At 68.7% G+C, this 15,286-nt stretch carries 11 protein-coding genes and 1 pseudogene; 5 read left to right on the plus strand and 7 right to left on the minus strand.

Features of this window, described 5'->3' with window-relative positions:
* The 5 genes from BGM09_RS02400 to BGM09_RS02420 all read right to left on the minus strand — a co-directional run.
* Positions 1-1,402: DEAD/DEAH box helicase (locus BGM09_RS02400; RefSeq protein WP_317452496.1), on the minus strand; the 1,402-nt coding region annotated here is incomplete at its 3' end.
* A gap of 66 nt (positions 1,403-1,468) precedes the next feature.
* Entirely contained in the window at positions 1,469-1,672 is a 204-nt protein-coding gene (locus tag BGM09_RS02405; RefSeq protein ID WP_188279682.1) for a cold-shock protein, read from the minus strand.
* A 277-nt stretch (positions 1,673-1,949) separates the two neighbouring features.
* On the minus strand, positions 1,950-4,355 hold the full coding sequence (locus tag BGM09_RS02410) for a M4 family metallopeptidase (protein WP_317452497.1): 2,406 nt from the start codon (positions 4,353-4,355) through the stop codon (positions 1,950-1,952).
* A 480-nt stretch (positions 4,356-4,835) separates the two neighbouring features.
* Positions 4,836-6,782 carry an ABC transporter ATP-binding protein gene (locus BGM09_RS02415; protein ID WP_188279683.1) on the minus strand — a complete coding sequence of 649 codons (1,947 nt, stop codon included), beginning with the start codon at positions 6,780-6,782 and terminating at the stop codon, positions 4,836-4,838.
* The gene (locus BGM09_RS02420) at positions 6,779-8,704 is read right to left on the minus strand and encodes an ABC transporter ATP-binding protein (protein WP_188279684.1); all 1,926 of its coding nucleotides are present in this window, start codon (positions 8,702-8,704) and stop codon (positions 6,779-6,781) included. Before BGM09_RS02420 ends, BGM09_RS02415 begins: the two co-directional genes overlap by 4 nt.
* Positions 8,705-8,854: 150 nt before the next feature.
* On the opposite strand from BGM09_RS02420, the gene BGM09_RS37370 reads away from it, so the two are divergent.
* Complete coding sequence (locus BGM09_RS37370) at positions 8,855-10,504, plus strand: polymorphic toxin-type HINT domain-containing protein (protein WP_223186191.1); 1,650 nt, start codon at positions 8,855-8,857, stop codon at positions 10,502-10,504.
* A gap of 7 nt (positions 10,505-10,511) precedes the next feature.
* Entirely contained in the window at positions 10,512-10,772 is a 261-nt protein-coding gene (locus BGM09_RS02435) for a hypothetical protein (protein WP_188279685.1), read from the plus strand.
* 161 nt (positions 10,773-10,933) lie between these two features.
* Here the strand turns inward: BGM09_RS02435 and BGM09_RS02440 are convergent.
* Positions 10,934-11,976: pseudogene (locus BGM09_RS02440) on the minus strand (tyrosine-type recombinase/integrase); the annotation flags it as partial.
* 52 nt (positions 11,977-12,028) lie between these two features.
* On the opposite strand from BGM09_RS02440, the gene BGM09_RS39115 reads away from it, so the two are divergent.
* The 3 genes from BGM09_RS39115 (at position 12,029) to BGM09_RS02455 (ending at position 13,832) form a co-directional block, all read left to right on the plus strand.
* Complete coding sequence (locus BGM09_RS39115; protein ID WP_411158243.1) at positions 12,029-12,115, plus strand: hypothetical protein; 87 nt, start codon at positions 12,029-12,031, stop codon at positions 12,113-12,115.
* Complete coding sequence (locus tag BGM09_RS02450) at positions 12,088-12,450, plus strand: hypothetical protein (protein ID WP_188279686.1); 363 nt, start codon at positions 12,088-12,090, stop codon at positions 12,448-12,450. The genes BGM09_RS39115 and BGM09_RS02450 overlap by 28 nt, the downstream gene beginning before the upstream one ends.
* Positions 12,451-13,235: 785 nt before the next feature.
* Positions 13,236-13,832, plus strand: coding sequence for an RDD family protein (locus BGM09_RS02455; RefSeq protein WP_188279687.1), 597 nt, complete (start codon positions 13,236-13,238; stop codon positions 13,830-13,832).
* Positions 13,833-13,873: 41 nt separating this feature from the next.
* Here the strand turns inward: BGM09_RS02455 and BGM09_RS02460 are convergent, their stop codons facing one another.
* Entirely contained in the window at positions 13,874-15,256 is a 1,383-nt protein-coding gene (locus BGM09_RS02460; protein WP_411158241.1) for an MFS transporter, read from the minus strand.
* Between the last annotated feature and the right edge of the window lie 30 nt (positions 15,257-15,286).

A 15,286-nucleotide genomic window follows, 5' to 3' on the forward strand; every position in this document is an offset into this window, starting at 1 on the left:
CCGTACGGCGGGCCGCGGCCTTCTCGGCCCGGCGCCCGGCGTCCTGCCCGGTGCCGGCGGACGAACCGGCGGCGGAGCCGCCACGGCGGCGGCGGGACGGGGCCGCGCCGGGAGCCTTGGCCTTGGGGGCCGGAACCTCGGCGGCGGGCAGCGTGACCGGGGTGCCGGACGGCTGCCGGGCACCGGTGATCCTGACCAGATCCGCGTCGCCCGGACGGACCCGGGCGGTGTGCGGCCGGATACCGGCCTGCGTCATGAGCCGGGCGTTCTCACGCCGCTGCTCGGGCAGCACCAGCGTGACGACCGTGCCGGACTCACCGGCCCGCGCCGTACGCCCGCCGCGGTGCAGATAGTCCTTGGCCTCGGTCGGCGGATCGACGTTCACGACCAGGTCGAGACCCTCGATGTGAATCCCGCGCGCCGCCACATTCGTGGCCACCAGCGCGTCGGCCGTCCCCGTACGGAACTGGTCGAGCGCCCGGTTCCGCTGCGGCTGCGACTTGCCGCCGTGCAGCGCCACCGCCCGCACCCCGAGACCCAGCAGGTGCTTGGTGAGCCGGTCGGCGCCGCGCTTGGTGCCGACGAACATGATCACGCCACCCTGCCGGGCGGCGATCTCCGCGGTCACCGCCCGCTTGGTCGCCTCGTCGACGTGCAGCACATGGTGCTCCATCGTCGTCACCGTCGCGGACGACGGGTCCACCGAGTGCGTGACCGGATTCTTCAGGAACCGCTTGACCAGCTTGTCGACATTGCGGTCCAGCGTCGCGGAGAACAGCATCCGCTGCCCGCCCGGCTGGACCTGCTCCAGCAGCCGTGTGACCTGCGGCAGGAACCCCATGTCGGCCATCTGGTCGGCCTCGTCCAGTACGGTCACGCCGACCTGGTCCAGCGAGCAGGCGCGCCGCTCGATCAGGTCGAAGAGCCGTCCGGGGGTCGCGACCAGGATCTCGGCCCCGCCGCGCAGCGCGGCGATCTGCTTGGTGATGGAGGCGCCGCCGACGACCGCGGTGGTCCGCAGCCCGAGCACCTTCGCGTACGGCGCGAGCGCGTCGGTCACCTGGGTGGCCAGCTCGCGGGTGGGCACCAGCACCAGCGCCAGCGGACGCTTGGCGTCGGCGCGGCGGCCGAGCGCCTTGACGCGGGTCAGCATCGGCAGGCCGAAGGCCAGCGTCTTGCCGGAGCCGGTACGGCCGCGGCCGAGCACGTCACGGCCGGCGAGCGAGTCCGGCAGCGTCGCGGCCTGGATCGGAAACGGTTCTGTCACCCCGTCGGCGTCCAGGGCGGCGACCAGCGCCGGGTCGAGCGGAAGCTCGGAGAACAGCTTTACGGGGGACACGGGTGACAAAAGCGGGATTCCTTCCTCGGGCCGCCACGGCGGGAGCCATTGCGGCGGCTGCACGCGAGAGGCCCGCACCGTGCGGTGCGGGCCTCCCGTTACCGAGCGTCGCGGCCCGGTTGCTCAGAATTAGAGCGGGCGGATGTTCTCCGCCTGCGGGCCCTTCTGGCCCTGCGTGACGTCGAACTCGACCTTCTGGCCCTCAAGCAGCTCGCGGAAGCCCTGGGACTGAATGTTCGAGTAGTGGGCGAACACGTCCGGGCCGCCACCCTCCTGCTCGATGAAGCCGAAGCCCTTTTCCGAGTTGAACCACTTCACGGTTCCGGTGGCCATAACAATCTCCCTATGGTGGGGCAGTTTCCAAACCCGCACTGTACGGATATGGGTCGCTGTAGATGATCACCCCACACCGGAGAAATCCGGCAAAACAAAAGTGCGCCCGGAATCGCAATCATCCAGGCGCACAAAAAGTTCTGGGTACCACAACTGCAACGCGACCAGCCTACCAGAGTCCGGCGGCCTCCGGTCGATCTTGACCCCGCGAGATCCTCCGCCCGGGTCCTGCGGCGGGTGGGGACCCGCCGCAGGACTCAGACACGAGCCGTACGAGCTAGCTGACGTTGACCGCCGCGTCGTCGATCACGAACGACGTCGCGAGGCTGGCGTCCTCGGTGCCCGTGAACTTCAGGGTGACCGTCTGCCCCTTGTACGCGGACAGGTTGACCGACCGCTGCACGTAGCCGCTGCCCTTGTTGAGGTTGGAGTACGTGACCAGCGTGGTGCTGCCCGCGGCGACGGTGAGCTTGTCGTACGCCGTGGTCGTGGTCGTCTCCTGGCTGCTCACGTACAGGTAGAAGGTGAACGTGGCGTTGGTGCACGCCGCCGGGATCGTCACCGACTGGGAGAGCGTGTCGGTGTGGGTGGTCCCGTAGCCGTCGAGCCACGCCTTGTACGAGCCGCCGTGCGACGGAGCGCCCGTGCTGTTGTCGATGACGCCGGAGGACGCGGTCCAGCCGGTGTTACCGCTCTCGAAGCCCGGGTTGGTCAGGAGCTGCGCCGCGGTGCAGCCGCCGCCGCCCGAACTGGTGATGGTCCAGGTGAAGGTCGCCGTACCGGTGGCGTTGGTGGAGTCCTTCGCCGTGACCGTGACGCTGTACGTACCCGTCGCGGTCGGGGTGCCGGAGATCAGTCCGCTGGAGGCGTTGATCGACAGACCGGTCGGCAGACCGGTCGCGGTGTAGGTCAGCGCGCCGCCGTTGGTGGTGCTCGCCTGGATCTGGAGGCTGGCCGCCGTGTTCACCACGGTGGACTTGGCGCCCGGGTTGGTGACGGTGACGCCGCTGGGCGTGGTGACCCGGCTGCCGACGTTGATCGCCGCCCAGGTGTTGGCGACCGTGTTGTACGTGGCGCTGTTGGCGCCCCACAGGTCGGCCGCCGCCTGGAGCGACTGGGTGCGGGCCGCCGCGTAGTTGGTGTTCGAGGTGAAGCGCTCGGTGAGCGCCTTGTACCAGAGCTTGAGGGCGTTGTCCCGGCCGATGCCGGGCACCGAAAGACCGTCGGAGGTCGGGCTGTTGTAGCTCACACCGCCGATGACCTTGGCGCCGCTGCCCTCGGAGAGCAGGTAGAAGAAGTGGTTGGCCGGGCCCGACGAGTAGTGCACGTCGAGGCCGCCCAGGCTGGAGGACCAGTAGTCCTTCGAGCCGCCGTCCTTGCTCGGCTGGTCCATGTACCGCAACGGCGTGCCGTTGCCGTTGATGTTGATCTTCTCGCCGATGAGGTAGTCACCCGGGTCGGAGGTGTTGTTGGCGTAGAACTCCACGCCGGTACCGAAGATGTCCGAGGTGGCCTCGTTCAGACCGCCGGACTCACCCGAGTAGTTCAGCCCCGCGGTGTTGGAGGTGACGCCGTGGCTCATCTCGTGGCCCGCGACGTCGAGGGCGGTCAGCGGGTGCGTGTTGCCGCTGCCGTCGCCGTACGTCATGCAGAAGCAGGAGTCGTCCCAGAAGGCGTTGACGTAGCTGTTGCCGTAGTGGGCGCGGGAGTACGCGGCCACACCGTCGCCGCGTATGCCGCTGCGGCCGAAGGTGTTCTTGTAGAAGTCCCAGGTCTCCTGGGCGCCGTAGGCCGCGTCCACGCCGGCGGTCGTGGCGGTCGACGGGTTGCCGTCGCCCCACGTGTCGCTGGACTGCGAGAACAGCGTGCCGGTGCCGGAGGTGCCGTGGTTCAGGTTGTACGTCTTGTGGCCGCCGCGGCCGCCGTCGGTCATCGTGTACGTCGACCCGGACTGCGTGGTGCCGATGGTGACCTGGCCGCTGTACTCACTGTTGCCGACACCGGTCTCGATGCCCTGGTACTCGTACAGCCGGTTGCCGGTGCTCGCGTCGGTGATGACGTGGAGCTGGTTCGGCGTGCCGTCCTCCTGGAAGCCGCCGATGACGGACTCCCAGGCCAGTACGGGCGTACCGGACGCGGCCCAGACGACCTTGTGCGGGGCGCCGACCGCGGCCGGGGAGGCCGCGCCGTCCGCCTTCGCGCGGGCCAGCGCGGTGGTCTTCGCCGAGTCCGCGCTCTTGACCGCGGTCGTGCTGGCCACCGCCACCGAGGCGTTGGTCGCCTTGTCGACACCGGTGGTCGCCCCTGCGGCGTCCTGGTGCACGATCAAGTCGCCGCCGAGGACCGGCAGGCCCTGGTACGTACGCTCGTAGCGGGTGTGGACGGTGCCGTCGGTGTCCTTGGTGACGGACTTGACGACCAGCTTCTCACCCGCGCTCAGGTGCAGCGAGGACGCGGTGGCCGCGCTCCTGGTCTGCGCCTGCGAGACGAGGGTGGCCTGCTGGGCCGGGGAGAGCGATGCGGGCAGCGCACCCGCTCGCGGCTGAACATGTGTACTGGCCTGGGCCGTTGCCTGCCCGGGTACGCCTGCTGAGGCCGTACCCGCGGGCAGTGCGACCGCCAGCATCGCTGCACCGGCAATCAGCACTCCTGCTGCTGTTGCCTTGCGGGGGGATCTGCGCACTCGTCACTCCTTCTGCGGCGACCGCGGATGGGCGGTCGGTGACAGTCCGGACAGGTGGGGTTGGTGATCTGTCCGGGTAGAGCTGTGGCACTGCTGTAGAGCTGTGAAGAGCTGTGGCGTTGCTGTGGAACGGGGCACAGAGTGGCATCCTTTACCGGTACATGTCAGTGGCGTGGGGCAAACTTGGCCGAAAACAGTCCGCTGTTCGGTGAGCGGTGTTCGCATAGCGGTCATTTGTCATCGCGGTGTTGCGCGGAGAAGAAGTTTTTCTGCGGGTGAATGGGGTCAAGACGGGACCAATCCGGCCCTCTGGATCAGGCGGAGTCGGTGTCCTGGCAATACGAACCGCCCCTGGCGCGTGGCGCGAAGGGCGGTTCGTTGGCGTGGGCCGGGCGGTCCGGCGTGGCGGGCCGGGCGGTGCGCCGACGCGGGCGGGTGCCACGGGCGGCGTGGACGGCCTCGTCGCAGGGGCGCTGACGGTCAGACCAGGCTGTTCCGCCACGCTTGGTGGAGTCCGGCGAAGTGGCCCTTGTCCGCGATGAGTTCGTCCGGGGTGCCGTCCTCGACGATCCGGCCGTCGCGCATCACCAGGACCCGGTCGGCGATCTCCACGGTCGACAGCCGGTGCGCGATGATCACCGCCGTACGCCCGTTGAGCACGGTGTGCATCGCGTGCTGGACGGCCTTCTCGCCGGGCACGTCCAGCGAGGACGTCGCCTCGTCCAGGATCAGCACACCGGGATCGGCGAGCAACGCCCGTGCGAAGGCGACCAGTTGGCGCTGGCCCGCGGAGATACGGCCGCCGCGCTTGCGTACGTCCGTGTCGTAGCCGTCCGGCAGCGCCGCGATGAAGTCATGGGCGCCGATGGCCTTCGCGGCGGCCTCCACGTCCTCGCGGGAGGCGTCCGGCCGGCCGATCGAGATGTTCTCCGCGACGGTCCCGGAGAACAGGAACGCCTCCTGCGTCACCATCACGACCCCGCGCCGCAGATCGGTCCGCGTGAGATCGCTCAACTCCACGCCGTCCAGCAGCACTCGGCCGCTGGTGGGGTCGTAGAACCTGGCCAGCAGTTTGGCGAGCGTCGACTTGCCCGCGCCGGTCGCGCCCACCACGGCGACGGTCTGCCCCGCGGGCAGCCGCAGCGAGAACCGCGGCAGCACCTCGCCGCCCGTGCGGTACGCGAAGCGCACCTCGTCGAAGACGACGTCGCGGCCCGGCAGTTCGCCCGTCCGCTCCGGCAGCGGCACCGCGCGCTCGGGCGCGGGCTCCGGCACGGTCGGCCGCTGGGCCAGCAGCCCGGCGATCTTCTCCAGCGAAGCCGCCGCGGACTGATAGGAGTTGAGGAACATGCCGAGGCGGTCGATCGGGTCGTAGAGCCGCCGCAGATACAGCACGAAGGCGGCGAGCACGCCGAGCGCCATCCCGCCGTCCGCCACCCGGTACGCGCCCCACATCACGATCGCGGCGATCGTGACGTTGGCGAGCACGCGGGAGCCGACGACGTACCGCGCCATCTCCAGGATCGCGTCGCCGTTGGCCCGCTCATGGCGGTGGTTCAGCTCCAGGAACGCCTCGTCGTTCGGCTCCTCGCGGCGGAACGCCTTCACCGGGCGGATGCCGTTCATCGTCTCGGTGAACTTCACGATGACGGCCGCGATGGCCGTGGACCGCTTGCGGTAGGCGACCATGGAGCGGCGCTGGTACACGCGGATCGCCACGTACAGCGGGGCGTACGACACCAGGGCCGCCAGGCCCAGCTCCCAGTCGAGGAAGATCAGCAGCGCGGTGATGTAGAACGCCGACAGCACGACCTCGATCAGTTCGTCCAGGCCGTCGTTGAGCAGCTCGCGGATCGACTCGACGTCCGAGGTGGAGCGGGAGATCAGCCGGCCCGAGGTGTAGCGCTCGTGGAAGTCCAGGCTGAGGGTCTGGGCGTGCCGGAAGATCCGGCCGCGCAGGTCGACCAGCACGTCCTGGCTGACCCGGGCGGCGACCCGGATGAAGAAGCGCTGGAGCGTGCCTGAGGCGATACCGCAGCCCATGTAGCCGCAGGCGACCGCGATCAGCGCGCCGTGCCTGCCGTCGCGTACCGCCGGGATCGCGTGGTCGATGGCGTACGCGACCAGGAGCGGGCCCGCCTGCACGGCCGCCTGCTGGACCAGCAGCAGGATCGCGGCCAGCCAGACGCGGGCGCGGTGCGGGCCGAGAAGCGAGCGCAGGAGGGCGAACTGGGCGTTCTTCGGGGCGGGCAGGACGTCCTTGGCGAAGGGGTCGTCCTTGGTGACGGGGCCGTCGGGCGGGAGCGGCGCGGCGGTGGGCTCGTCGAAGCCGTACTCTTCGGCCGCGCCGGCCTTCTGGGCGCTGTCCGCCGAGCCCGCTTGCGGTGCGCCCTGTTCTGTCGCGCCCTGTTCTGTCGCGGACGTCATCGGGCGTCGCTCCTCTCCCGCGCGGCGGAAGCCTCGTCGGCCTCCCCGGTTCGTTCTTCGGCGCCCGGCTCCTCGTCGGCGCCCGACATCAGGTGGCGGTAGACCGCGCTGTCCCGCAGCAGTTCGGCGTGCGTGCCGACGGCCGCGATCCGGCCGTCCTCCAGCAGCGCCACCCGGTCGGCGAGCATCACCGTGGACGGGCGGTGCGCGACGACCAGCGCGGTCGTGTCGGCCAGCACCTCGCGCAGCGCGGCCTCGACCAGCGCCTCGGTGTGCACGTCGAGCGCCGACAGCGGGTCGTCCAGGACCAGGAACCGCGGGCGGCCGACCACCGCGCGGGCCAGCGCGAGCCGTTGCCGCTGCCCGCCGGAAAGGCTCAGACCCTGCTCGCCGACCTGGGTGTCCAGGCCCTGCGGCAGCCGCTCCACGAAGCCGCACTGCGCGACCGCCAGGGCTCGTACGATGTCCGCCTCGTCGGCGCCCTCAGGGCCCGCGCCCATCGCCACGTTCTCCCGTACGGTCGCGGAGAACAGCGTCGGCTCCTCGAAGGCGACGGCGAGCAGTTCGCGCAGCCGCTTGACCGGCAGGTCGGCGATGTCCGCGCCGTCCAGGGTGATCCGGCCGCCGGTCGCCTGGTGCAGCCGGGGGAGCAGCGCGGTCAGCGTCGTCTTGCCGCTGCCGGTGGCGCCGACCAGGGCCATCGTCTCGCCGGGGCTGATGTGCAGGTCGATGCCCTTGAGAAGGTCGGGTCCCGCGTCGGGGGCGTCGGGGTAACGGAAGCGGACGGCGTGCATGCGCAGGCCGTCGCTCGGCCGCCCGGCTCCGGCGCCGTCCGTGGCGCTCGCGTCGCCCTCGGCCGTGCTGGAGCTGCCCGTGCTGCTGGAGTTGCCGGTGCTGCCGGTGTTGCCGGTGCTGTCGGGTTCGGGGGTGTCCATCGCCTCGAAGTACCGGTCGGCGGCGGTGGCCGCCTCATTGCTCATCGCGAGCAGGAAGCCGATCGACTCGATCGGCCAGCGCAGCGCGAGCGCGGTCGACAGGAACGCCACCAGCGTGCCCGCCGACAGCTTGCCGTCCGCGACCTGGAGCACCCCGCACACCAGCGCGGCGCCGATCGCCACCTCGGGCAGCGTCATGATCACGGCCCAGATGTTCGAGAGCAGCCGCGCCTTGCGCATCTCGGTACGCCACAGCCCCCGGGTCTGCGCGCGGAAGGCCCGCGCCTGGCTGCGGTGCCGGCCGAACGCCTTGATGATCCGGATGCCCAGCACCGACTCCTCGACCAGCGTGGCCAGATCGCCCGCCTGGTCCTGCGCGCGGCGGGCGGCCAGCGCGTACCGCGTCTCGAAGACGGAACACATGATCATCAGCGGTACGGCGGGCGCCAGCAGCACCAGGCCGAGCAGCCAGGACTGCGCGAACAGGATCGCGAAGCCGATCAGCACGGTGACACTGTTGACCACCAGGAAGACCAGCGGGAAGGCGAGGAACATCCGCAGGATCTGGAGGTCCATCGTCGCCCGCGAGAGCAACTGCCCCGACGCCCAGCGGTCGTGGAACTCCACCGGCAGCCGCTGGAGATGCCGGTACAGATCCGCCCGCATCGCCGCCTCGACCCCGGCCAGCGGCCGGGCCACCAGCCACCGCCTGATCCCGAACAGCAGCGCCTCCAGCAGCCCGAGCAGCAGGATCAGCCCGCCGCCCAGCCACACCCCGGCCGGATCGTGCTCCGAGACCGGCCCGTCCACCATCCACTTCAGCACCAGCGGAATCAGCAGCGCCACGCACGACGCGCCCGCGCCCACCACAGCGGACACCCCCAACCGCACCCGCACCGCCCGCACATAGGGCCAAAGGCGCAGCAGCGACCGAATCGCTGATCTCGAACGGACGGCGGGCGCGGGGTCAGTGGTCGTGGCAGACATCCCTCCCGACATTAGGCGCGACCACCGACACCGCTCACCCGGTTTTCCCCCGCCCGTACCCGCCCCCGCTCTCTTCCCGCCACGAACTCCCCGCTCCTCGGGCGAGTTTTGGATCCCTCCGAGTCCCTGACATTTCACGACGAGGGCCACTTGGCGCGGGCCGACGACTCCGACGGCAACCGGCTGCTGTCCCGGGATTCCTCGGGTACCTCGCTGTACCTCGGCGATACCGAGGTGAGGCTCGCCAAGGGCGCCACTGGCCTGACCCACCTCGGCGCGCGCGACTACGACCCCACGACCGGCCGCTTCATCTCACTCGACCCGGTCCTGGAACTCACCGACCCCCAGCAGATCAACGGCTACAGCTACGCCTCCGGCAACCCCGTCACCGGCAGCGACCCCACCGGCCTGATGAACGGCGACGTCGGCGGCGGCGGAGCCTGCGACGACTCGTGCCAGAAGAACCTCGCCGCCGCTGACAAGCAGTACTCGGGGCAGGGCACCGACAAGACGAAGAAGCACTGCGGCTTCTGGGACGTCAAGTGCGGCGTCAAGAGCGCCGTCCACAAGGTCAAGCACGTGGTGGAACAGCACCCCGTCATCGCCGCGGTCGTGGCGACCGCCGTCGTGGTCGGAGCCGTCGCCTGTGTCGTGATGTCGGGCGGCGCGTGCGCGGCGGTTCTTCTCGCCGCTGCCGAAGGATTCACCGCGGGTGCCGAATTCGGAGTGACGGCTGCCGTGGTAAGCGGCGCGACAAGTGCGGCCGTCGCCGGTGGCGCGACCATCGCGGCAGAAGTGGCGACAGCCAGCGTGGCTGCCGCGACCGTGGCCAAAGCCACCGAGGTCTTCGCCAAGGAGGACGCGGCGGCCTCAGCCGGAGCGGACTCCGCGGCATCCGCGGCCACGAGCAAGGCGGGCTCGGGTTCGGCCTCCGGCGGTACGAGGGCGGCCGACGCGGCGCCGAAGTCCGGTGCGGGGTGCAAGCTCAGCTTCTCCCCCGCCACTCCTGTGCTCTTGGACAGTGGCAAGTCCAAGCCCATCAGTGACATCGCCGTGGGCGACAAGGTGAAGACCGCCGATCCGGACAGCGGCAAGAACGACGGCTCGCACGGGGTCACCGCGACCTGGGTCAATCACGACGACGACCTGGTCGATCTCACCGTCCACGCGCCCGGCGCCAAACCCGCCACCATCCACACCACCTCCAAGCACCCCTTCTGGGACGACACCACGCACACCTGGGTCCCCGCGGGCCACCTGAAATCCGGCCACGCCCTCAACACCGACCACAACCAGCACGTCACGGTCCTCGCCGTCCACACCACCCCTGGTGCGGCCAACCGCTACAACCTCACGGTCGCGGACGTCCACACGTACTATGTCCTGGCGGGGGCTACGCCGATACTCGTTCACAATTGCAATGAGTCGATGGACTTCGTGCATGGAACGAGCTCTACCCATGCCGACAACATCGAGGCGAATGGGCTCAGTAGTGATTCGGCTCGCGCGAATTCGAGTGGCGGATCTGTTGGGCAGCCAGGGAACCTGTTTACGTATCGGGTGAGTCCCGGGGATTTGGACACCCTCAGCGCTGCTGCGACATTCGGTGGGAGTCGCACCGCTTCCGGAGATCGTCCAGCCATTCTCATCTTCCGTATGTGTAAGTGCACGTACGATCGACTGACGGCAGAAGGTCATATAACTACACGGGTCACTGACCAGGTGAGCAGGAGGGTCGAGCACATCTTCGGCCCAGGAGCCCTGTCGCACCTACAGCAGATCTATCGCAGGAACCTATGAGGGCCGTGTGGCTCTGAAAGTGATAGGTGGTGACGTTCGCATGGTCGATCCCGCAGAGTACGACAAAGATATTCCTCGCGTTCAAGAGAATTTGCGTAAATTTGAACGCGCCTTCGTGAAGGTTCGCGGGACTCACAAGGGGCGCCCGGTAGACGAAATTCGGCAGGCCCTCCTGGAAGAATTCGAATCCGAGGGGTTGATCGTGTGGAGTGAAGTTGCGGATGACGCGGCTCTCCGCATTGCCGAAGAGCAGGCGGATGAGGCGTAAGGTCTCCCGCGTGTAGGCTGCATCGGCTTCGTAGGGTTGTAACAGCAAACCTGCGGCCTTGCACGTGGGGCTCCGGGGGAGCTTGACGGCAGTAGTTGACGGCAACGGCGGCGGACACTTGGTGTCCGCCGCCGTTGCCATACGTATTTCAGGGGGTGGTCGAGGGCGCGCCCGAGGAGGTCGATGGCATCGCGCTGGAGGCGGAGTCGGACGTGGGCGTAAATGCCGGTGGTGACACCGATGTGGGCATGCCCGAGGAGTTCCTTGATGACGACGAGGTCGACGCCTTGTTCCAGGAGCAGAGTGCCCGTCGAGCGTCGGAGGTCGTGGAAACGGATGGTCCGGAGCTGCGCGCGCTGGAGGAGTCGGCGGAATCGGCGGGTGAGATTGGTGGGGTCGAGCGGTCTACCGGTGGGGGTGGTGAAGACGAGCCCGTTGTGCGTCCAACTCGTTCCGGCTGGCTGGCGCTCTTCCTGCTGTCGTTCCTGGTGGATCTTGAGGGAGTTGATGCATTCGGTGGGGAGGGTGATGCGGCGTTCGGAGGCGCGGGTCTTGGTGTGCAGGATGTCGGGCCCTGGCTGCGGGTGCGCTGGAGGGAGCGGTGGATGGTGGCGGTGCCGCTGTCGAGGCCGAGGTCTTCCCGGTGCAGCCCGAGGAGTTCGCCCTTGCGGAGTCCGGTGCGCAGGGCGAGTTCGTACAGGGCGTGGAGCCGGTCGTTGCTGGCTGAGAGGAGGAACTGCCGGGCCTCGTTCGCAGTGAAGGGCTTGAAACGTCGAGGGTGGGGTGTGGGGGTCTTTATGTTGCGGGCGACGTTGCGGGGTGGGTCGTCTTCGCGGACGGCATGCTCCAGGGCGGACTTGAGGACCGAGTGGATGTAGGTCACGGTCAACGGGGAGGGCCGCTTGTTGCAGCACTGGCAGGTGGCGCGGAGTCCGTCGAGGAAGGTGCGGACGTCGCGGGTGGTGAGCCGGGCGAGCTTCTTGGCGCCGAGGCCGGGGATGAGGTGGAGGCGGATGGAGGCGGCGTAGCGGGTGTGGGTGTTCTCCCGTACCTGGTGGACGGCAACGCCGTTCAGCCAGTACTTCAGGTACGCGCTGACGGTGCTGTCGGCAGCTGCGACGGGCAAACCGAGGTTGCTGACGGCGATCTTCTCCGTGAGCTTGGCCGCAGCGTCTTTTCGGGTGGTGCCGTAGACACGGACGCGGCAGATTGGGCGTCAATATCAGGATGAGGCTGGAAATCTATTCCACCAGCAGGTGCATAACCCGGGTAGTCCGAACTTCAATCTTGACGCGGCAAATGCGACGCACATTCCATGGCCTCTGCAATTCCCGGGGCTGTGATGACTGTCGGCGCTGAACAAGTGGTTGGGCTGGCCAGACGAATCCTGTCCGAAGCACGTGATGAGCGAGAAGCTGCTGCTGAGAACGCAAGCGACTGGTCGCGCATCTTCGATCAGGAAGAGGCGGATACGGTTGTGCGGATGCTCGCAGTGATGGCTTCAATTGAGTCGGATGGGCGAGTCCGCGAAGCTCAGATTCATGCAATCCTCGAAATCTCTGATTCGTTGACGGTGGGCATGGATCTACTTCACCCGTTGCAGCGGTCGACGCCAGGGATGTTGGATGCCGAACAGTTGGGGTATCTCGATGAGCTTGGCATTCAATTGGAGGATTGAAGGATTGAAGGATGAAACTATAGAGGATTTGATGGGCTGATGAGTCGGCCTTCTTGAATTCCTCTAGGAATCCACAGAAGCCCCGTCCTGGTTCGTCCGGGGCGGGGCTTCTGCTGTTCCACAATTCGTGCGAACACGGCACGCCCGGAAAATCTTGCTTAACGGGTTTCCGGCCAAGACTGCTGAGCGGGGAACATCTCCAGATCAGTCGATTCGAATCCGTCGAATACGAAGATGGGCTGCTGACGGTTGGCGAGTATTCGGCGATAGAGCTGATCTCTGCGGCGTGTGCCGTCAGTTGCTGCGCCGGATCACCCATGTCTGAGTTTCCGGACAACCTTGTACCGGTGCTGTCTCGGTGCCTCGCTTGGCGATCGACAGCGGACAAGAAAGTCCCGTCCAAGCGTCTCCTGAAGAGCCTTCCGACTTCTTCGCGCTGGGAGGATACGCGCCATTTCGCTGTCCGCTGCCCTGATTTTTGGGAATCCTTGGGGGTTTTATTACTCCGCCATGACCTGACGCCCGCCAAGATCACCCCCTGGACAACTCATGTCCACTTGAACAACATCTGGGGTGGGGACGCGGGATGGGGAAGAACGTGCGGCGGGCTGCGGGGACGCGGACTACGGGGATGTGCTGTTGCGGCGGCGGTCGGCTGAGGGGGAACGTGTGACGGGGGCGTTCACGTTTCGGCGGTTCGGGCTGACGACCGGGAGCGGGTCGTACGACCTGGCCGTGCCCACCGGTGACGTGGAGACGGTGCGGTACGCGTTGGGGGTGGCGGTGTGACGCAGGTGCGGGTGCCTACGGCGGTCGGCGACGTGACGCGGGGGAGGGACCCGCTGAACGGGGTGCGGCCGACCGGGTCGGACACCGCGTATGTTCAGGGGGGTGTCGAGGGGACGCTGCCCGTGGCCGGTGGCGCGGTGGTCGTCGAACTCGCCCCCGCGGGGCGGCGGTTCCTCGCCGCGCTGATCGATCTCGTTGTGGCCGGGGCGAGTCTGGCTGTACCCCTGATGGGCGGTACCGCGTTGCAGAACGCGGTCGCGCCGGACGGCGGCGGTTACTGGGACCTGCTCGGGCTGTGGCTCGGCGGCTTCGTCTGGCTCACGCTGTACGGCACCGTCTTCGTCGCGCTGTGGGGCGGCACGCCGGGCCTGCTCGTCACCGGCCTGCGGGTCGCCCGCGTCTGGCGCGGTCACGAGCGGGCGACGTGGCAGGAGGCTTTCAAGCGGGCCCGGTTCTTGGCGACCATGTGCTGGCTGATCCCGGTGATCAACGCGATCACCGTCCTCGTCCGCCTCGCTCACCTCGTCCAGGACCGGCCGTACCACCACAGCACCTTTGACACTGTCGCGAGCACCGTGGTCGTACGCCGCTGAAAAGATCGCCGGGGCGGTGCGGCGGCCGGAGGATGCGTGGGTCAGGGCGTCGGGGCGCGGCGGAGGTTGCGGATGGCGGGGACGGAGAGGAGGAGGGTGCAGACGATGAGGGTGACGACGGCGCCGGTCTGGAGGACGTGGCGGGCGCCGAAGGCGGCGGAGGCGGGGCCGGCGAGGGACTGGCCGACGGGCATCATCGCGATGGAGCCGGCGACCTCGTAGGCGTGGATGCGGTTGAGGATCTCGCCGGGGACCTGGGTCTGGACGCTGGTGGCCCAGTTGACGCCCCAGTAGGCCCAGCAGATGCCGGAGCAGAAGACGCAGGCGGCGATCGCGGGGACCGGGAGGTCGAAGCCGACCGAGGCGGGCATCAGGGCGGTGCCGAAGAGGGCGATGGAGCCCGCGCGCAGGGGGTGGACGGCGCGCAGCCGCATGGCGACGAGGGCGCCGACCGCGGTGCCGCCGCCGAGCGCGGAGTTGACGAGGCCGTAGGCGCCCGCGCCGTGCTCGGGGATGATCTGACCGGCGGCGAGCGGTATGTAGGGGCCGAAGACAAAGATCATGTAGCCCATCCAGATCACGATCACCCCCCACATCCAGGTCCGCGCGCGGAACTCCCGCCAGCCCTCGGCGAGATCGGCCTTGAAGGTGCCCGCGCTCTTGAGCGCGGCGCTCGCGCGCGGGGCCAGCCGCAGCGCGATCAGGCACAGGGCGCTGACCAGATACGTGGACGCGTGGACGGCGAAGACGACGCCCGGTGAGGTGAAGCCGACCAGGACACCGGCGACCGCGGGCCCGGCCAGTCCCGCGACGGACTCGGCGGTACGGGTCACGCCGTTGGCGCCCTGCACATCGGTGGCGACCCGCACGACCGTACTGGCCACGCCCGGCTGGAACATGGCCGCCGCCGTGCCGTTGACGACGGCGATCAGCGCCATCTCCCACAGAGTGATGTGGTGGGTGAGGAAGAGCACCGCCGCGGTGGACTGCGTGCCGACGCGTACGAGATCTGCGCCGATCATCAGCCGCCGCGCGTTGAAGCGGTCCGCGAAGACCCCGCCGAAGATGACGAATCCGGCGAAGCACGCGGTGGACGCGGCCATCACCAGGCCGATGTCACCGGCCGAGTAGCCGTACTGGATCAGGCCCGCGGACAGCGCGACCGGCAGCATCGTGTCGCCGAGCATGGCGACGGAGCGGGCGGTGAAGTAGAACCGGAAATTCGCCGACCACAGCCGCTCCTTGCCGGGAAGCGGGGAAGTGCGCGCGAGGCCCGCCGCGGCCAGATCCGCCGCTGCGAGGCCGGCCAGGTCCGCCGCTGCGAGATCCACCGCGGCGTCGGACAACGGCATGAGATTCGGCTGCGAAAGCGACTCGGCGGCATCGGCCCCGGCGCGGTCGGGGCTGGGCGCGGAAGAGGTCACCAGGACATAGTGGACTGGACCATTCGGCGC

The organism is Streptomyces sp. CBMA29, from assembly GCF_014596445.1.
GTDB lineage: Bacteria > Actinomycetota > Actinomycetes > Streptomycetales > Streptomycetaceae > Actinacidiphila.